We start from the raw sequence: 18384 nt of genomic DNA, 5'->3' as shown, positions 1-18384 counted from the left end.
TAACGCTTAGCCGCCCTTGCGGCTCGCTGCTGCAGCTTCGATCACGTCTGCATCCCAAGTTACTTGGGTCTGAGTTTGCGGGTTGAAGCGCGTATTAGCGTAAGACGCCGCCTCTGCCGCCGCGATCTCTTCAGCGCTGAGATACTCGCTTGGCTCTAGTGCGAAGACATCAATGCCTCGAGTGATCTCGGTTCCGTAGATACGGCCATTGTACCAATAGGAAGACCAGTATCCGCCAACCACAAGCTGCTCATCACTGATCGCACCGCGATCGAAATAGGCAATCTCGGTCGGGTTCGAGCTGTCCGTGAAGTCCATCACACTGATCCCGCCCTGATACCAAGACTGAACAAACAAATCGCGGCCAGGAACGGGAATGATCGAACCATTATGGGCGACGCAGTTTTCGGTGTCCCCTTGCGGTCCGGGCATCTTGTAGTGGCTGCGGAATTCCAGCTTGCCATCCTTGATATCGTAAACCGCATTCGCGCCCCAGGTCATCGGGTCAGACGCTTTACAGCGAGGGCGACCGCCGCCGCCCCACTCATCAGTGAAGATGACTTTGGTGCCGTCATTGTTGAACGTAGCAGAGTGCCAATAGGCAAAGCCTTTATCGAAGACAGCATCGATCCGAACCGGGTTCATCGGATCAGAAATGTCCATAAGAATGCCGTTACCCGAGCACGCGCCAGCCGCGAGGTTCAGGCTCGGGAAGACTGTGATGTCATGACACTGGTTTGTCTGTGACGTGCGCTGCGTGCCTTCGCCGCTATCACCGCCAAGCCAAAGACCTGCGATTTCGCCAGTTTCCTGATCTGCAAAAACGCGTGGGCTGCTGATAATCCGTGCGGCAGCTGGGTTTGCGACAGGGATTTCGATTACGTCGATGCTGAACAGAGCGGTCCTGCTGTCAGACGGGTTATCAATGCAGCGTGACAGCTCTTCCTGCTCGCGAACACGCGAAGTGCCGGAATTGTAGACGATGATCTTTTCGTCGTCGGCACTCACGATCGAATGTGTGTGGCTGCCGCGGCAAGTTTGCACGCCGCCAACTTGGCGTGGGCGGGCCAAATCGGAGATATCAAAGATGCGCAGGCCGCGGAAACGTTCTTCGCTAACCTCGCCTTCGACACCTTGGAGACCGCAATCAACACGCCCGCGCGTTTGCTCAACGCTCATGACCAAGAGATCGCCGACGACAGAGACATCGCCCTGCCCGCCTGGACACACCACAGAGCTCAAGAGGTTCGGTACGCCGTCATCGCCAAGGCGGTAAATGTTGAAGCCGTGGTAATTGCCCGCCACCATGATGTCGTTGAAGAACGCCATGTCGGTGTTTGCAAAGTCCAGCAATGGGGAACGCTCTGCGAATTGAGTTAAACTCTCTTCTTCTTCGCGCTCTGGTGCTGCTTCGTCAGAAGCGGCTTCTGCATCGGCAGCTTCTTCCGTCTCTTCACCTTCAGTCGCTTGCTCGTCACGAGGCGGAACAACTGCGCGCAGATCGGAAGGGTTCTCAGGATCGAAGAAGCCGGCTGGCTTCCTCAAACTGGAGACCTTACGCAGGTTCATGATCGCTTCTTCAGCATTGTCAAAACCGGATGCCAGCGAAGCACGCGGATCGGCAGAGAGATTGGCCAGCATGCCGTCCATCCGCTCGATTTCACTGGTTTGGTCATTGTCGATATCGCCGACGAAGCGGAACAGGATTGGGTCAGAGGCACTACCCGGCTGACGCAGCAATTCGTCGACCATATCAATCGCGCCTTCATGATGCGCGATCATTAATGTCAGAAACTGGCGATCAAACTCGGTTCCCTCTGCTGCCGCCAGCGCCGCCATCTGATCTGGCGATGCCATGCCAGCCATCATGTGGTGCATGTGCTCTGCGTGTCCTGCCATTCCAGGCATAGCAGCGGGTTCACCGCGATCACCAAGCCACTCTTTCATGAACTCGATTTCGTCCGCCTGACTGGAAAGTATCCGGCCAGCAATTGTTACTACGTCTTCGTTGTTGGTGCGGTCATTGACCAATTCGGACATCGTCACCGCTTGTTCGTGGTGCACGATCATACCCTGCATGAATGCCACATCAGCGTCAGTGTATTTGGAAGATGCAAGCTTGGTCGCTTCATCAACGCTGAGCGTCTTGCTGGCCTGACCGGGCGCGCCCGGCTGAACGATCGGAGCGCTCTGTGCAAACGCAAGGCTAGAACTGCCCAGCAGCATTGCGGTCAAGAGCGCACGAGATGTGCGAATCGTGGAATTATCTGTAGTCATGAAAGCCCCGTATTTAGTCTTGTGCGAGCATCATCGGCTGTGCCGAGTGAGACAGTCAAGCCTTACAAGAGCAGGTTCGACGAACTCCATTTTGGAACCGATGGTTTGCTTCATAGTTCCTGCGGAGTTGAATTGGGCGGTCGTTTAGGGGTCGGTCGCTTCCTGCGCACTATTCATCGCAATCGATGAAACGAACGCTTGCCGCGACGAATCGGGACGATCAAGAATCGGACATTAAGTTACTGGCAACCATATTTCGGATACCTTGAGTAGATGAACACAAAGCCTCGCTTACCTTTCGCCGCAATTTTCGCAGCCGCGCTATCGCTAACCGCTTTGCCAGCGACCGCGCAGGCTGAAGACGGACAAGCAAACGAACTCAACGCAAGTTTTGACAGCGCATTCGGCACCGACATGCGCGAGCCCCAGTCTTTTGAGGCAGTCTACACGGAGGGTTTTGAGCGTAGGATCGTCGAGCTTGCGGACGGAGATCGCGGACGGATTGGTGTTTACGCAATCGACTTGGGCACTGGCAAAGAGATCTCGGTTCTGGGCGATCAACGGTTTCCAATGGCTTCAACCAGCAAGGTTGCTGTCGCGGTCGCGTTCCTTGACGGCGTAGATAAGGGCAAATGGAAACTCTCCGACGAGTTTCCATTGATGATCCCGGTCAAATCAAAGAAATTTTCGAGCACTCGCGCTCCAGTCCGGACGGGAAACTATGTTCCCGCTTGGGAGCTCATCAGCCTGATGATTAGCAAGAGCTGCAACAGCTGCACCGATGCCTTGCTGCGCGTTGTGGGCGGACCAGGTGCCGTGAATGACTGGATGAGCGATGCAGGTTTTGCGGATTTTCAGCTATCCCGTGACATCGCAACTTTGGTGCGCGACGACGGTGAATACGATCCGGTCGAATGGATTGACCCGCGCGATTCCGCATCTCCGCGAACGATGGGGCTTTTGCTCGCCGGCATTTACCAAGGGCGCTGGCTCAGTCCGCAAAGTCGCGGGTTGCTCATGGCCGCCCTCGAAGAGACTACAACAGGCCGCAACCGTATGAACGCCGTTTTGCCGGACAGTGCGCAATTGGCGCATAAAACCGGAACTTTGAGCCGGACAGCGAGCGATATCGGCATCTTCCGCTTGCCTGATGGACGCGCAGTGGCCGCCGCGATCTATGTTACTGGGCAGAGCGCAAATCTGATTGACGAAGCGCGTAACAAGCGGACCGCACGAAAAATGCGCGATGCACGCATCGCCGAGATTACCCGGGCCCTTTATAATGGGTTTGCGGCCAGTGCCCGGCAGGAACAGCAACCAAATTGGACCAGTGCGCCGCGCTCTGGCGGCTAAACCGAATGGAATAATGCGCATCAAAGAAAAAGGCGGCGCCTCGCGGCACCGCCCTCTTCTTTTGTCTGTCGCTCCAATCAATGGAGCGATCAAACCGAGAGTAAATTACTCAGCGGTCACTGCTTCTTCAGCAGCGGTGGCAGCATCTTCAGCCGCGCCAGCAACTGCGTCTGCAGCGTCGTCAGCAGCTTCAGCGGTCGCGTCTGCAGCGTCGCCAGCGGCTTCAGTGGTTGCATCAGCAGCGTCGCCAGCAGCGGCAGTCGCGTCGTCAGCAACTGATTGAGCGTCAGCAGCCATTGCGTCGCCCATTTCGCCAGCTTTTTCAGCGGTTTCGCCGCAAGCAGCAAGGCCAAGAGCCGAAGTAGCAACAGCGGCAGCAAGAACGATCTTACGCATAATAATAATCCTTATTCAGCGAGTGAATTGGATGCAGGTGATTTATCCCTCCCGCATCAAAGCCGGATTCTGACCCCCGACTCTGCCTATCCAAATAATGGCCGTATTGTGGCAATGCAAGTAAAATGAGGCAAAATCGCCATATTTTAGCCTTAATTCAGACACAATCGAGCCGGGCTGTGCGTAAACCGAGATGGGCGTCAAACTGGCTTACGCGAGGCCAAGGTGGATGCTAGTGCTCCTCCATGTCCGAACAACAGCACCTCTATCTCGTCGATGGTTCGTCTTACATTTTTAGGGCATATCATCGCCTCCCCCCACTCACCAATCCAGAGGGCACTCCGGTTGGCGCAGTGTATGGCTATACGACGATGCTGTGGAAACTAGCCGATGATCTCGATGCGGCCGATGGTCCGACGCATCTCGCGGTCATACTGGACAAAAGCTCCCATTCGTTTCGCAACGACATCTACCCAGAATACAAGGCCAACCGCCCCGAGCCACCTGAGGATTTGCGCCCGCAATTCCCGCTGATCCGCGATGCGACCCGCGCGTTCAGCCTTCCTTGCATCGAGGAGGAAGGGTTGGAGGCAGACGATTTAATAGCCACCTATGCCCGCGAAGCGCAGCGGCAGGGCTGGAATGTCACCATCGTTTCATCAGACAAAGATCTGATGCAGCTGATCGGTGAGGAGAATGGCGCGCGGATCGATATGCTCGACACAATGAAGAGCGCGCGCATCTACATTCCAGAGGTCGAAGAAAAGTTCGGTGTTAGGCCCGAGCTTGTCGGCGATGTTCTCGCTTTGATGGGAGACAGTGTCGACAACATTCCCGGCATCTATGGTGTCGGACCGAAGACCGCCAGTAAACTGATCGCAGAGCACGGATCATTGACTGCGGCGCTCGACTACGCGCCGGAGATGAAGAAGTCGAAGCTCAAAGAGCGCCTTCTTGAAGGGCGCGCCGATGCCGAGATGAGCCGCGTCCTCGTTACCCTCAAAGAAGACTGTGACATTCCGCAACCAATCGAAGAGATGCGGATTGAAAAAATTCCCGAAGGACCGCTTTCAGCGTTTCTGGAAACCCATGGTTTCACCTCCCTATTGCGGAGATTGGGCTCAGGAAATGGCAGCCCGGAACGGTCAAACAACCTTCATCCGGCAGCGTCTGAGAAAGATGGCGATGCAGGTCAGGCTGACGGCAATCGTCAGCCGCTACCAGAGATGCCCGCTGTCGATCGCGGAGCCTATGAGACTGTTCAGACGGTTGAGCGATTAAAGGTCTGGGCTCAGCGCGCGACCGCGGCACGGGTGGTAGCAGTCGATACCGAAACATCTTCGCTGAATGCCATGCAGGCCGATCTCGTCGGGATCAGTCTCGCGCTCGGTGCCAACGATGCGTGCTACATTCCACTCGCCCATGGCGGCATTGATTTGCTGTCAGAAAAGCCGGAGCAGATCGAACTGAATGCCGCTTTGGACATCTTGAAACCAGTGCTTTCTGACCCGAGCGTCACCAAGATTTTTCAGAACGGAAAATACGATCTCAACGTCTTGGCGCGATACGACATCTCGGTTTCGCCGATCGAAGACACAATGATCATAAGCTTTGATCTGGATGCAGGACGCGGCGAAGGTATGGGCGGCGGACACGGGATGGATGAGTTGTCTCAGCGCCATCTCGACCATGCGCCGCTTTCCTTCAAAGACGTGTGCGGCACAGGGAAGAAGCAAATTTCGTTTGGTGAGGTTCCGCTGGACCGCGCAACCGAATATGCGGCGGAAGATGCCGACGTTACGTGGCGGCTTTATCAGCACCTAAAGCCACGCCTTGCGATCGAGGGCGGCAGCACGGTTTATGAGCGCGTCGATCGCCCTCTTATCCCGGTCGTCGCCCAAATGGAGCGGGAAGGTGTAAAAGTTGATCGCGCACGCCTTGCGAAACTCTCTGAAGAATTTGCAAAGGAAATCGGCCGGCTTGAAGGTGAAATCCATGAGCTGGCGGGACAGGCATTTACCGTTGGCAGCCCGAAACAGCTTGGCGAAATCTTGTTCGATAAACTTGGCTATAAAGGCGGCAAGAAAGGAAAGAGCGGGCAATATTCGACCGATCAAAGCGTGCTTGAAAGACTTGCTGGGGATGATGCCCCGATTGCCAACAAAGTGCTGGAGTGGCGCCAACTCTCGAAACTGAAATCCACCTATACCGATGCCCTGCAAGAGGCCATCAACCCCAAAACTCAGAGGGTACATACAAGCTACAGCCTAACCGGAGCGCAAACCGGTCGGCTATCCTCAACCGACCCGAACTTGCAGAATATCCCAATTCGGACAGCGTTAGGTCGACAAATTCGCGAAGCATTCGTGCCAGAGCCGGGCAATGTATTGCTCGCCGCCGATTATTCGCAGATTGAGCTTCGGTTGGCCGCACATATGGCCGATGTCGACACGTTGAAGGATGCCTTTGCCAAGGGCGAGGATATTCACTCACGGACTGCAGCCGAGATGTTCGGTGAAGTGACACGGGACACCCGTGCACGCGCCAAAACTATCAACTTTGCGATACTTTACGGGATATCTCGCTGGGGCCTTGCGGGCCGTCTCGAAGTCGAGCCCGATGAAGCACAGGATATGATCGACACCTACTTCAAACGCTTCCCCGGCATTCAACGCTACATCGCCGAGACCCTCGAAACCGTCGGTGAGCGTGGGTATTCAGAAACTCTGTTCGGCCGCAAGACGTGGTTCCCTCGGATCAAGTCGAAGAACCAAGCTGAACGGCAAGGCAGCGAGCGCGCGGCGATCAACGCGCCTATTCAGGGGACGAGCGCAGACATAATCAAGCGGGCTATGGTCCGCATGCTTCCTGCTCTGCGCGGCGCAGGATTGAGCGATGTGCGGATGCTGCTTCAGGTACACGATGAGCTCGTATTTGAACTCCCTGAAAGTGAAGTATCCAGAGCATCAGCGGTGATCGAGAGAGTTATGGCAGACGCCGCATTGCCTGCGGTAAAACTTGATGTGCCATTAGCAATCGATATCGGAACGGGCACTTCTTGGGATGCCGCGCATTGATTGCTTAAATGCCTGTTGGCGGCAGATTCCGCAGCAGAATTCACATCAAAGGGGCCATCCAAACCTGTATGTTTAACGATCTCAACCCATCGAATTGGGACGTCGACTGGAGCATTGTCGCCTATGACCTTGCCCTTTCAACAATCGTCTTAGTTGTCGCAGTCATTCTGTCCTACTTCGCGTACCGGGTTGTGTTTGCGCTGGTGAATCGACTCACGCGTATGTCTGACAACCATGTTGATGACCTCCTCATCGACCGGGTACGCTCCCCAATCAAGTGGTCATTCATCGCGATCGGAGTGACCATTGCGGCCCAAGTGGATCAAACGCTGGGTTTGCTTTGGGAACCGTTAGCCCAATTCCTTCGACCTGCACTGCTAGGGTGGATTGCCTTCAATATCGTGCGTGCGTTCACCGCCGGACTCGAAGCAAAAATGGAGGTTCATGAAGACCCGGTTGCGATGCGAAGCCGCAAAACCCGGATTGCAGTGCTGTCGCGCGTCGCCACCTTTGCAATCATCGTGATCACTGTTGGCTTGATGCTGTTCGCGATCCCGTCTGTCCGGTCGATCGGGACAACAATGCTGGCATCAGCTGGTCTGGCAGCGTTGGCAATTGGTGCAGCTGCACAACCAGCGCTCAAATCGCTCATTTCAGGGCTGCAAATCGCACTTACCGAACCGATGCGGATCGGTGATCTGGTGAAGGTTGATGGAGAAGTTGGCCGTGTCGAGCAGATGAAAATGTCGTTCGTCACAGTGCGCACTTGGGACGAACGCGTTCTAATCGTTCCCACCAGCCGCTTTCTGGACGAGAGTTTTGAAAACTGGTCCCGCAGCAATGAAGAGCTCACGGGGCCTGTCTTCCTGCATCTCGATCCGGCGACATCTGTTGCACCAATCCGTGAGGAATTTGAGCGCTATGTCAAAGCGCATAGCCTCTTTGACGGGCGTAACCTCGGAATGCTGATGACCGAATCCTACCCCGAAAGCATCGAAATGCGGCTATCGATGAGCGCTAAGACAATTGGCGAATTGTGGCAGCTACGCTGCGACACGCGCGAGCATATGCTGGATTGGATGCGCGAACACGCACCTGACGCACTCATTCGGCACCGTCTTGAAGTCCCCGGCGGCCACCCGAAAGCAGGTGAAGCCGCCGCGCCTTAACTCTGATCAACTATGCTTCTTCGCATTGGTGGGCTCAAGCGTGTCTGGCGAGAAGAAACCGATCGGATTGACCTCAGCCGCTCTCTTCTTCAATTCGCCGCGCATTTTCCGGTACTCGGCTTCCATGCGGGACGTGACCGTCGCACGAGAATCTTTGAGAGCATCCTCGAAGTCTTCCATCGCAACCGTCGTCACTTCGCCGCCAACTCGCCGAAGAGCGCCAAGACCGGCGCGCCGAACGATATCTTCAAGGTCCGCGCCAGTGAACCGCTCTGCACGCACTGCGATGGACTTCAGATCAACGTCATCAGCCAGCGGCATTTCTGACGTATGGATTTTGAGGATGTGTTCACGGCCCTCTGGATCCGGCGTGCCAACATAGACCAATTCATCAAACCGGCCCGGACGCAGGAGAGCCGGATCAACCAGGGTCGGACGGTTCGTCGCGCCAATAACGATAACAGACTGCAATTCTTCGAGGCCATCCATTTCCGCGAGGATCGTGTTGACCACCCGGCCAGTAACCTGCGGCTCACCTTGACCGCTTCCTCGCGCAGGCACGAGGCTGTCGATCTCATCGATAAATAGGACGCATGGCGCCACAGCGCGGGCGCGGGCAAATAACCGGGCAATCTGCTGCTCGCTTTCACCGTACCATTTGGAAAGCAGATCGGAGCTTTTCATAGAAATGAAGTTGGCGTCAGCTTCCTTAGCGGTGGCTTTCGCCAAGAGGGTTTTGCCAGTTCCTGGCGGGCCATAGAGCAAGAAGCCTTTTGCCGGGCGAATGCCCAGTCGGCGGAATGCATCCGGGTTTTTAAGCGGAAGTTCGATGCCCTCTTTCAGTTTGTCGATAGCATCGCCGACACCGCCTATATCGTCCCACCCCACATCGGGCATTTGGACCATAACTTCGCGCATCGCCGACGGTTGGACCCGCTTAAGAGCCGAAAGGAAGTCTTCACGAGTGACGCACAGATCCTCGAGTACATCCTGAGGGATTGTCCGTTCATCCAGATCAAGGCGCGGCATAATCCGGCGAACCGCATCGATTGCAGCTTCACGCGCAAGCGCAGCAATGTCAGCCCCGACAAAACCATGCGTGACGCGGGCGAGTTCATCAAGATTCACGGCTTCTTCGAGCGGCATCCCGCGGGTGTGGATCGCCAAAATTTCCCGGCGGCCACCCTGATCGGGCACACCAATCACTATTTCGCGGTCAAAACGGCCTGGCCGACGTAGGGCCTCATCAATGGCGTCCGGTCTGTTTGTGGCAGCGATGACTACGAGATTGGCGCGAGCTTCCAGCCCGTCCATCAGAGTCAGCAATTGTGCGACAAGACGCTTTTCGGCCTCGCCCGGCACCTGCGTCCGCTTTGGAGCTATAGAATCAATCTCATCGATGAATACGATAGCTGGTGCGACGCGGGTTGCCTCTTCAAAGACTTCCCGCAATTTCTTTTCGCTCTCGCCATAACCCGATCCCATAATTTCAGGGCCGTTGATGGTGAAAAATTCCGCGTCGCTTTCGTTCGCGACCGCCTGCGCGAGGCGAGTCTTGCCAGTGCCCGGCGGCCCATGGAGCAGGACACCTTTGGGAGGATCGACACCGAGGCGCGTGAACAATTCTGGATAGCGCAGTGGCAGTTCAACCATTTCACGCAACGCCTGAATAGTTTCTCCCATACCGCCGACATCGTCGTAATTGACCGCGCCACGAGCATCACGCGGTTCTTCGAAATCGGCGCGAAGTTCGACTTCGGTGTTCTCGTCAATATGGACAATCCCTTTGGGGCTGGTCGATGCGACGGAAAGCCGGATTTGTGTCAGCGCGTAGGCAGGCGCGCGCAGCAGTTGGCGGACATCAGGCGGCATGTTCTGAACGGGCTGCTGACCTGTCGTCGCCACCAGATCACCGGCGAGGAGCGGCTTGCGGAAGAAGTTGCGCTTTAGCGCCTGTGTTGGCCCCTGCAGACGCATTTCTCGCTGCGCCGGTGCAAACACAACGCGCGTCGCAGGGCGCGATTCGGCGACCGAAACTTCGACATGCTCACCTGAAGCTGCCTCGGCATTGCCGCGCTGCAAGCCATCCAAACGCACAACTTCAAGAGCGTCGTCTTCTGGATAGGCTGCCATCGCAATTGCAGCCGTGGTGCGTTTGCCTTTAATCTCGATCACATCGCCTTCTGTGATCCCCAGCGTCTGAAAGGCAGATCGCGGCATTCGGGCGATGCCCTGTCCCGATTCTTCCTGCCGAGCGGGAGCGACCTGAAGTCGCGCAGTGCGGCTGGGAGTGGCGGTTTCGGCGTCTGCCATCAATTACTTCCTCTCGAACACATTGATTCGTTTTTGTCTTCGCCACCCGTAGCAACATCCATGCTCTGGGAAAAAGCCCGCCGGGCCAATTTGCTGAACGAGCTGCGGGCAATCGACCAGGCAAGTTGTCACAGCACAACCGAGTAGGAGGCGCGAAGCCGCCATGATGCGTACTTGGACAAAAAAAGCCCGGCACAAAGGCCGGGCTGGAAAAGTTTGGGAGAGGATGCCTAAAAGGCGAAGAGAGATATGGCGCCGAACCACTTCCTTCGCAAGTGCGAAAGCCGCATTCTTTATTGCGATTTGCGCAACACATTAGGGAATTTGAGGCAATTTATACAAAACTGTGCAAATTTTCTGCCTGAAATTTGAGCATTGGCGCATATCTAGTGCAAATTTTGATCACAGAAATTGTGCGGCGCAGCATAAGTCACTCAAGAATTACCGGGTTTGCAAAGCGTGACACGGCGCGCTTGACCGATTATTCCATTCTTTGATTGGGCTCCTGAAACCCAGACCTTTTTAAGCAAAGAAGCGAGTGCCATTATGAGCAAACTTTTCCCCGATGCAAAAAGCGCGCTCAAAGGCGTCTTGCAGAATGACATTTTGATTGCTGCTGGGGGCTTCGGACTTTGCGGCATTCCAGAACGTCTGCTCGACGCCATCCGCGACAACGGGGCGACAGGGCTGACATTTGCGAGCAACAATGCCGGTATCGACAATGAAGGCATCGGCAAGCTGCTTCGCACGCGACAAGTCAAAAAAATGATCTCCTCTTATGTCGGCGAAAACAAAGAATTCGAAAGACAATTCCTGGCCGGCGAATTGGAAGTGGAGTTTTGCCCGCAGGGAACACTTGCAGAGCGCATGCGCGCTGGCGGCGCGGGAATTCCTGGCTTCTACACAAAGACGGGTGTCGGCACTCAGGTCGCCGAAGGGAAAGAGCATAAAGAGTTCGTCGATGCCGACGGTGTCAAATCAACATACATAATGGAACATGGAATCTTCGCTGACCTTGCGATCGTGAAAGCTTGGAAAGCGGATGAAACCGGTAATCTGATTTTCCGCAAAACCGCGCGCAATTTCAACCAGCCCGCAGCAACCTGCGGCAAGGTCTGTATTGTAGAAGTTGAAGAAGTCGTCCCGGCTGGGGCGCTCAATCCCGATGAGATCCACCTTCCTGGGGTGTTTGTGAACCGCATGATCGTCGGCGCGCCATATGACAAACAAATCGAATTCCGCACCACGCGGGAGCGGGAGACAGCGTAATTCGTCCAACCGCCCCAACCTTTTTTGTTTTGGGCTTGGCAAGCCTGTGCCTTTCAGGCTGCGTCGCAGCAGTCATTCCGCTCGTCGCAAGCGGAGCGATCGCGCAATCCGAGAAGAACGGTGGGGTGAACAGTGAGCCACGTGAGGCAGCTAAAGAACTGACACCAGAGTCCGATGCAATGGCACCTGATGCATCCTCGGTCAGCAGCACTGATCTTGCCACTAATACTTTGGCCGAACAACAGCCAACGCCGGCAGCGGACCGCTCGATCCAGTCGCCGCGTCTTGCCGAATTTATCCGTTACTCGACACAGCAAGCTTTCAGATTTTCTGAAGTTGAAGAGCCACTCGCCTCTGCGGTTCTGCGCAATCCCGCTTCGCTTAAGGCTGATCGGATCGAATGCGAACCGGACGATGAACTCGATCCAGCGGTCCTGATCGATCTAGACCCGGGAGAGAATAATTTCTCCAGCGCTTCGCCCCTGCCAACTTCAACCTCCATCGCGCTCAGTTTGAAGGTGCTAAGAAGCGAAGGCGTAACAATTGCGTGGATTTCCGGAAACTCAGCCGCAGAGGCAGACATTGTCCGCGATGCGCTGACATCCTCGGGCCTTGACCCCAACGCTGAAGACACCTTGCTTTTGATGCGGTACCCCGGTGATCGCAAACAAACCCGCCGCAAAGAATTTGCCAGCGAGAATTGTCTGATTGCCATCGCCGGCGATAATCGCCGCGACTTTGATGAATTGTATAACTATCTCAACAATCGCGATACAGCATTCAGGCTTGAAAAACTGATCAACAATGGCTGGTTCCTGATCGGCCCCGATACTCCTGCCGGAGCGTCCTCAAGAGACGCGGATGACCCGATAGCTCAAACTGAAATCGATACTCCGGTAGACGCAACACAAACAGAAACACCTTCCCTGCCAGATCCAGACGGAAAGCAAGATTAATGACCCAAGATGCAATCGGTTGGACCCGCGATCAGATGGCGGCACGCGCGGCGCAAGAGCTGCAAGATGGCTATTACGTCAATCTCGGCATAGGCATTCCAACACTTGTCGCGAACCACATTCCCGAAGGCATGCTGGTGACGCTTCAGAGCGAGAACGGGATGCTTGGCATTGGCCCGTTCCCTTACGATGACGAAGTGGACCCTGACCTAATCAATGCCGGCAAACAGACCATAAGCGAACTGCCGCACAGCGCCTATTTCGATAGCGCAACGAGCTTTTCGATGATCCGCGGTGGCCATATCGACCTGACTGTTCTGGGCGCAATGGAGGTCGCAGAGAATGGTGACATCGCCAACTGGATGATCCCCGGCAAGATGATCAAAGGAATGGGCGGGGCGATGGATCTGGTCGCTGGCGTGAAGAAGATAATCGTGGTGATGGATCACAATGCCAAAAATGGCAGCGCTAAGTTTATTCCTGAATGCACTCTGCCTCTCACAGGTGCAGGTGTGGTCGATATGATCATCACGAATCTGGGTGTGTTTCACCGACCATCGAAAGATGCAGATTTCCGCCTCATTCAATTGGCCCCGGGCGTTACAGCTGACGAAGTCGCTGCAAAAACTACGGCCAAATACGAAGTGGCTTTGGAAACGGCCTAGCCTGGCCGGGCAAATCTAAAGCGAGTCAGGATTTAGTTCGATCGTTGAATCATCGCCCCACGTCGATACGGCGCTGGTACGGCGATTTTCGTTGATGATTTCAAGAACCCGCTTGAGCGATGGTAGCCGGTTTTGCGGGACGAAATTGATCCGCTGATCATCGGTTATCACCGTTATCGAGAACACCTTTTTCTTGTTCTTCTTGGGATCGGCAAGCAAATCCGACCCGCTATCAGGTGCCACTGAAACCCCCATGCCGCTATCGCCAAAAGCGATCAGATATGAATCTTTCGATGCGTTTGCGCGATAGGCGACCTGCATGGTGCTAATTGCGGAATCACGGCACCATGCGACAGCCTTCTTCGGCTCTGCGCTTTGCTGTTGTTCTTGCACTTTTTCGGCGATCATCCCGCCTAGCAACGCGCTTATGAGGCTTGACGCACCATCCACTTTGGCGTCCTTGGCCTTCTTTTTGAAGACAAGTTTCTCTTCGCAGTCTGTAACCGGAATGACTGCAGGTTGGTTTACGCGCGCCTCAGGTGGAGTAAGCTCTGCAAACGCTGAATCAATCCATGCTCCCAATTCCTCTGCTGATCGATTGGCCGAAGTCGCGCGCACTTTAACGTACCAGCCTTTGACCGAGAACAGAACCAAACCTGTGCTTTTCCCGACCGAACTTTTCGGGGTCGCATAAATGGCGCGCTGGCCCTGCCAGGCTTCGGCCCCAGGCCACGCATAAGGTTCAATCAGATAAGGCAGCTTGGGCCTGCCAAAAGTATCACGATTTTCAATTCCTGTTCGCGCCTGCTCAAACCAGACCGGAACCCCGCCATTCGTGTCGCGGTATATGTACAGCGATAGCTCTTCCGCTTCATCGCGAAACGAAATGCCGATATTGAGATAATCCGGTGCGAACTCGGTCACCCGATTGCGCGGCAATCCTGCAAGGGTAGTCGGAACCGTGATTTCACTGTGTGGGTGGACCCAGGCTTCCTCGGGAAGTTCTATCGCTCGCTGCGCAGAAGCCGGACCCGCGAGCACAGTTGCTGCCGCTGTTACCAACAACGCGACATTTTTCATCGACCTACGCATACAAAACCTCCCGAGTTCAGCATGTTCTGGCATGACTGAAACGGTCGGGCAAACCGTTCCTAGACTTGCCAGCATCTTTCTCCGCTTGTCACCCTTGACGAGATGCAGGCTTTGGTCGAGCGATGGCGCTATGTGGCTAGATCATCCTCGCAATCAAAAATCGCCGCTTGCCGGTCTCAAGGTCGTCGAACTCGCGCGCGTTCTCGCAGGCCCCTGGGCCGGACAAATCCTTGCCGATCTTGGCGCGGACGTGATCAAGGTCGAAAGCCCGGAGGGTGATGGGACACGGCTTTGGGGACCTCCGTGGGTGGAACGGACCGATAAGAACGGAAAGGTGCAACGCGAGGCAGCATACTATCATGCCTGCAACCGGGGAAAGCGGTCCATCGTGGCTGATTTTCGCGATGAGACCGACCTGAAGCGTGTACGCGATCTTTGCGCCTCAGCCGATGTTGTGATCGAGAATTTCAAGACTGCTAGCCTGGCCAAATTTGGCCTCGACTACGGTTCGTTGAGATCAAGCAATCAGGGGCTGGTCTATTGCTCAATTACGGGGTTCGGCCAATCCGGCCCGCGCGCTTATGAAGCCGGATATGATTTCGTCATTCAGGGTATGAGCGGGTTTATGTCTGTCACCGGAGAGCCGGAGGGGGACCCGATGAAGATGGGCATTTCCATTTCCGACCTCACCACCGGCACATGGGCCGCGAACGGTATCCAGGCCGCTTTGCTACAACGCGAACGGCCCGGCCCGATGCAAGGGCGCGGCCAACATTTGGATATGGCATTGATGGATTGTTCGGTCGCGCTTCTGGCCAATCAGGCGAGCTATCTGCTCAATACCGGCTCCAACCCGCCACGCATGGGCAATGCGCATGCGCAGGTCGCGCCGTATGGTGTGTTCCCGGTGAGCGATGGGCATGTCATTCTTGCACCAGCAAATGACGGGTTGTTCGCGAAGCTTGCGACGGTGCTCGGCCGCGCTGATTGGGCCGATGATCCCGATTTTGCAAGCAATGGCGATCGGGTCGCCAACGCCTCTAAACTCGATGCGCAAATTGCGATCGAGACCGCCAAATGGAGCAAGGCCGACTTGCTATCCGCATGCAAAGAAAACGGCGTTCCTGCTGGCCCCATAAACGAGCTGAATGAGGTGTTTGAAGACCCTCAGGTGATGGCGCGCGGAATGCGCGTCGATCTGGGGGGAATGCCCGGCGTGCGCTCTCCCTTTACCTTTTCGGATGCGGAATTGGCTATGGACCGCCCTTCACCCATGCTTGGGGAAGACGGTTAGGTCAGCGCTTTTGCAGCGCGCCTCCACAGCCGTTCCAAAGGTCCGCGGCCAAACCGGACATCCCATAGCGGAGACCAGACGAGCATGGCTGCGATCGGTACGAAGCTGATCACGAATGCCTGACTTCGTGAGACATTGCCAAACAACCCAAAGCCCCAACTTGCGAAGATCGCTGCAAGGACCACACTGCTCATCACATAATTGGTCAAGGAAAGGCGCCCCACGCTGGCCAACAGCTGAGTGATTGACCCGCTCGCAGAAAAGAAGGCCATCGCCAACGCAGCGTATCCGAGCGCAAGCAAAGTGTCGAACGGAGCAGACAGGATAAGCGCGACCGGCCCGACCAATGCGCCCGGAAATCCTTCGTCTGAAACCCACCATGCTAACGCCAGCAATGCAGGGATCGAGACGAGTGCGCAGAGCGCCGCCAGTCTCTGCATTCTGAACATGCGCCATTCGCGCGCCAGCATCCGATCCTTCCAAAGCGCCATGCCAAGTGTCATCCCGGCAAGATTGATCGGAAGCGAACCTGCGATGGTCCATATTTGGGCGGGGATGTCGCCTGCACGTCTCACAATGCGTTCTGAAAAGCTTTCCCGCCCCCATTCGAGCGCAACCCGAAGCGCCGGTTCATTATCGCCGAACGCTCTTTGGGCGAACAGCGATGCATCGCTTTCCAAACGGCCAGCATAGAAATCGACAACGACGCTACCAAAAGCAACAATTCCGCCGCCCACGTGGACCGCCAAAAAACCAATGGCGAGAGCATAGAGCGCCCGGTGAGAGAGCGTGGCGAAGAAAGGCAAAACTAGCCCGGCGAGCGCATAAACTCGCAGCACATCATTGCTCGCAAGCAGCACCGAATGGACGATGCCAAAGGCGAATAGGATCGCCATTCGGGCAAAGTGAGGACGCCAATTCGCGTGCCCATCCCGCTCTAGCAAGATGAGGCAACCTGCCCCGAACATCATCGCGAACAGGGTGCGAAATTTGTCTTCAATGAAAACAAAACTGATCGCCCAGACCAGCTGATCAATCGCCTTTTCGCCGCCCCAGACAATGGGATTGTAGTACGCTGCCAGAGGCAGCGCGAAAACATAGACGTTCATCCAGACAATGCCGATCACCGCGAGCCCGCGCAGCGCGTCGAGCTCGACAATGCGTTTTGGTCCAGATGAAAGCGCCACCATGGTCAGTGGCGTTTATCAGATCAGGATAGCTCTGCCTTCAAGTCTTCGACCAAATCGACTTTTTCCCACGGGAAGAAATCGCCTTCAGCCTTGCGGCCAAAATGACCGTATGCTGCGCTCTTTCGATAAATCGGCTTGTTGAGACCCAGATGCGTCCGGATTGCGCGCGGCGTAAGCCCACCGAGCTTGCCGATGCTTTCAATAGCATTCTCAATCGCTGCATCGTCCACGCCAGTGGCAGCAGTACCATGTGTGTCGACATAAAGCGAAAGCGGTTCGGACACACCAATGGCATAGGCAATCTGGATAGTGCAGCGTTTGGCGAGACCGGCTGCAACCACATTTTTCGCAAGGTAGCGCGTGATGTAAGCCGCGCTGCGATCCACCTTGGTCGGGTCTTTGCCGCTGAACGCGCCGCCTCCGTGAGGGCTGGCCCCGCCATAAGTGTCAACGATGATCTTGCGCCCCGTCAATCCGGCGTCTCCGTCCGGACCGCCGATTACAAAGCTGCCCGTTGGATTGATATGCCATTGCGTTTCGTCTGAAAGAAAGCCTTCAGGCAAAACGTCAGCGACAACGCCTTTCACATAGGCTTTCAATTCTGCTTCTTTTTCGCCGTCGTCATACCCCTCGGCATGCTGTGTCGACACAACAATCGCTGTGCATCCGACGGGCTTGCCGTCTTTGTAACGGAGAGTGACCTGACTCTTCGCATCCGGCTCAAGGAATGGCGCGGCGCCCGAGTGGCGATCCGCTGCCAGACGCTCGAGAATCTTGTGACTGTAGTCGAGCGTGGCCGGCATAAGGTCAGGCGTTTCGTCACAGGCAAACCCGAACATAATGCCTTGGTCGCCCGCCCCTTCATCCTTGTTCGAACCATCAGCGCCCGCATCGACACCCTGCGCGATATGATCGGATTGACCATGAAGGTGGTTTTCAAAAGTCAGAGTTTTCCAGTGAAAACCGTCTTGTTCATAGCCGATGTCGCGCACAGTTGCCCGCACAGCCTTTTCAATCTCTTCTTTGGCACCGGGGGCCCATCCACCGTTGACTGCCCATTCTTCGTTGCGCTCGTCATACATCGGAGCACAGCGGATTTCGCCAGACAGGATCACACGCTGTGTCGTCGTCATAGTTTCGCACGCGACACGGGCTTCCGCATCCTTTGCCAACATCAAATCAACGATGGCGTCAGAAATCTGGTCCGAAACCTTGTCTGGATGGCCTTCGGAAACGCTTTCCGATGTGAAGAGAAAATCGTTGCGCATGAATAATCCTTGGGCTTTCCGCGATGGAGATAGTGTCCTTTAAAGGCGCCTCATGCAGATATAAG

Annotated in this window: 13 protein-coding genes; 7 read left to right on the top strand and 6 right to left on the bottom strand. The window is 55.5% G+C overall.

The genetic code is table 11. From position 1 onward, the window contains the following. Window positions 1-6: 6 nt before the first annotated feature. Window positions 7-2277 (bottom strand): DUF305 domain-containing protein, encoded by a 2271-nt coding sequence (locus tag MWU39_RS00515; RefSeq protein WP_247158026.1) that lies wholly within the window; start codon window positions 2275-2277, stop codon window positions 7-9. A gap of 273 nt (window positions 2278-2550) precedes the next feature. On the opposite strand from MWU39_RS00515, the gene MWU39_RS00510 reads away from it, so the two are divergent. Beyond that, entirely contained in the window at window positions 2551-3630 is a 1080-nt protein-coding gene (locus tag MWU39_RS00510; protein ID WP_247158025.1) for a serine hydrolase, read from the top strand. 105 nt (window positions 3631-3735) lie between these two features. Here the strand turns inward: MWU39_RS00510 and MWU39_RS00505 are convergent, their stop codons facing one another. After that, a complete protein-coding gene (locus tag MWU39_RS00505; RefSeq protein ID WP_247158024.1) occupies window positions 3736-4026 on the bottom strand; it encodes a hypothetical protein in 291 nt (96 codons plus the stop codon). A gap of 245 nt (window positions 4027-4271) precedes the next feature. On the opposite strand from MWU39_RS00505, the gene polA reads away from it, so the two are divergent. Both polA and MWU39_RS00495 read left to right on the top strand, forming a co-directional pair. Then, on the top strand, window positions 4272-7103 hold the full coding sequence (gene polA, locus MWU39_RS00500) for a DNA polymerase I (RefSeq protein WP_247158023.1): 2832 nt from the start codon (window positions 4272-4274) through the stop codon (window positions 7101-7103). 68 nt (window positions 7104-7171) lie between these two features. Then, window positions 7172-8272: a mechanosensitive ion channel domain-containing protein gene (locus tag MWU39_RS00495; RefSeq protein WP_247158022.1), complete on the top strand. Its 1101-nt coding sequence runs from the start codon at window positions 7172-7174 to the stop codon at window positions 8270-8272. A gap of 6 nt (window positions 8273-8278) precedes the next feature. Here MWU39_RS00495 and MWU39_RS00490 read toward each other — a convergent pair whose 3' ends face one another. After that, entirely contained in the window at window positions 8279-10585 is a 2307-nt protein-coding gene (locus MWU39_RS00490) for a CDC48 family AAA ATPase (protein ID WP_247158021.1), read from the bottom strand. Between the two features lie 546 nt (window positions 10586-11131). Between MWU39_RS00490 and MWU39_RS00485 the strand changes: the two genes are divergently transcribed. From MWU39_RS00485 to MWU39_RS00475, 3 genes are read left to right on the top strand one after another with little or no spacing between them, the layout of a single operon-like run. Continuing rightward, window positions 11132-11854: a CoA transferase subunit A gene (locus tag MWU39_RS00485; RefSeq protein WP_247158020.1), complete on the top strand. Its 723-nt coding sequence runs from the start codon at window positions 11132-11134 to the stop codon at window positions 11852-11854. A gap of 35 nt (window positions 11855-11889) precedes the next feature. Further along, the gene (locus MWU39_RS00480) at window positions 11890-12810 is read left to right on the top strand and encodes a hypothetical protein (RefSeq protein WP_247158019.1); all 921 of its coding nucleotides are present in this window, start codon (window positions 11890-11892) and stop codon (window positions 12808-12810) included. After that, window positions 12810-13475, top strand: coding sequence for a CoA transferase subunit B (locus tag MWU39_RS00475; RefSeq protein ID WP_247158018.1), 666 nt, complete (start codon window positions 12810-12812; stop codon window positions 13473-13475). Before MWU39_RS00480 ends, MWU39_RS00475 begins: the two co-directional genes overlap by 1 nt. A gap of 15 nt (window positions 13476-13490) precedes the next feature. Here MWU39_RS00475 and MWU39_RS00470 read toward each other — a convergent pair whose 3' ends face one another. Continuing rightward, window positions 13491-14567 carry a hypothetical protein gene (locus tag MWU39_RS00470; RefSeq protein ID WP_247158017.1) on the bottom strand — a complete coding sequence of 359 codons (1077 nt, stop codon included), beginning with the start codon at window positions 14565-14567 and terminating at the stop codon, window positions 13491-13493. 130 nt (window positions 14568-14697) lie between these two features. Here MWU39_RS00470 and MWU39_RS00465 point away from each other — a divergent pair, with 130 nt between their 5' ends. Beyond that, the gene (locus tag MWU39_RS00465; RefSeq protein WP_247158016.1) at window positions 14698-15861 is read left to right on the top strand and encodes a CaiB/BaiF CoA-transferase family protein; all 1164 of its coding nucleotides are present in this window, start codon (window positions 14698-14700) and stop codon (window positions 15859-15861) included. Here the strand turns inward: MWU39_RS00465 and MWU39_RS00460 are convergent. Both MWU39_RS00460 and metK read right to left on the bottom strand, forming a co-directional pair. Continuing rightward, window positions 15858-17051 carry a DUF418 domain-containing protein gene (locus MWU39_RS00460; protein ID WP_247158015.1) on the bottom strand — a complete coding sequence of 398 codons (1194 nt, stop codon included), beginning with the start codon at window positions 17049-17051 and terminating at the stop codon, window positions 15858-15860. The two genes, MWU39_RS00465 and MWU39_RS00460, sit on opposite strands and share 4 nt — an antisense overlap. A gap of 20 nt (window positions 17052-17071) precedes the next feature. Further along, window positions 17072-18319: a methionine adenosyltransferase gene (gene metK / locus MWU39_RS00455; protein WP_247158014.1), complete on the bottom strand. Its 1248-nt coding sequence runs from the start codon at window positions 18317-18319 to the stop codon at window positions 17072-17074. Window positions 18320-18384 lie beyond the last annotated feature (65 nt).

Origin of the sequence: Erythrobacter sp. F6033 (genome assembly GCF_023016005.1) — a bacterium.
GTDB lineage: Bacteria > Pseudomonadota > Alphaproteobacteria > Sphingomonadales > Sphingomonadaceae > Erythrobacter.
The sequence above is the reverse complement of the archived record's forward strand: the minus strand, read 5'-3'. Positions and strand labels throughout refer to the sequence as shown.

What these genes read in the sequence shown, in the direction of transcription:
- MWU39_RS00495 (WP_247158022.1), top strand. Translation starts at nt 7,172, where the DNA reads ATGTTTAACGATCTCAACCCATCGAATTGGGACGTCGACTGGAGCATT.
- MWU39_RS00470 (WP_247158017.1), bottom strand. Translation starts at nt 14,567, where the DNA reads ATGCGTAGGTCGATGAAAAATGTCGCGTTGTTGGTAACAGCGGCAGCA.
- MWU39_RS00460 (WP_247158015.1), bottom strand. Translation starts at nt 17,051, where the DNA reads ATGGTGGCGCTTTCATCTGGACCAAAACGCATTGTCGAGCTCGACGCG.
- MWU39_RS00465 (WP_247158016.1), top strand. Translation starts at nt 14,698, where the DNA reads ATGTGGCTAGATCATCCTCGCAATCAAAAATCGCCGCTTGCCGGTCTC.
- MWU39_RS00475 (WP_247158018.1), top strand. Translation starts at nt 12,810, where the DNA reads ATGACCCAAGATGCAATCGGTTGGACCCGCGATCAGATGGCGGCACGC.
- MWU39_RS00515 (WP_247158026.1), bottom strand. Translation starts at nt 2,277, where the DNA reads ATGACTACAGATAATTCCACGATTCGCACATCTCGTGCGCTCTTGACC.
- MWU39_RS00510 (WP_247158025.1), top strand. Translation starts at nt 2,551, where the DNA reads ATGAACACAAAGCCTCGCTTACCTTTCGCCGCAATTTTCGCAGCCGCG.
- metK (WP_247158014.1), bottom strand. Translation starts at nt 18,319, where the DNA reads ATGCGCAACGATTTTCTCTTCACATCGGAAAGCGTTTCCGAAGGCCAT.
- polA (WP_247158023.1), top strand. Translation starts at nt 4,272, where the DNA reads ATGTCCGAACAACAGCACCTCTATCTCGTCGATGGTTCGTCTTACATT.
- MWU39_RS00490 (WP_247158021.1), bottom strand. Translation starts at nt 10,585, where the DNA reads ATGGCAGACGCCGAAACCGCCACTCCCAGCCGCACTGCGCGACTTCAG.
- MWU39_RS00505 (WP_247158024.1), bottom strand. Translation starts at nt 4,026, where the DNA reads ATGCGTAAGATCGTTCTTGCTGCCGCTGTTGCTACTTCGGCTCTTGGC.
- MWU39_RS00485 (WP_247158020.1), top strand. Translation starts at nt 11,132, where the DNA reads ATGAGCAAACTTTTCCCCGATGCAAAAAGCGCGCTCAAAGGCGTCTTG.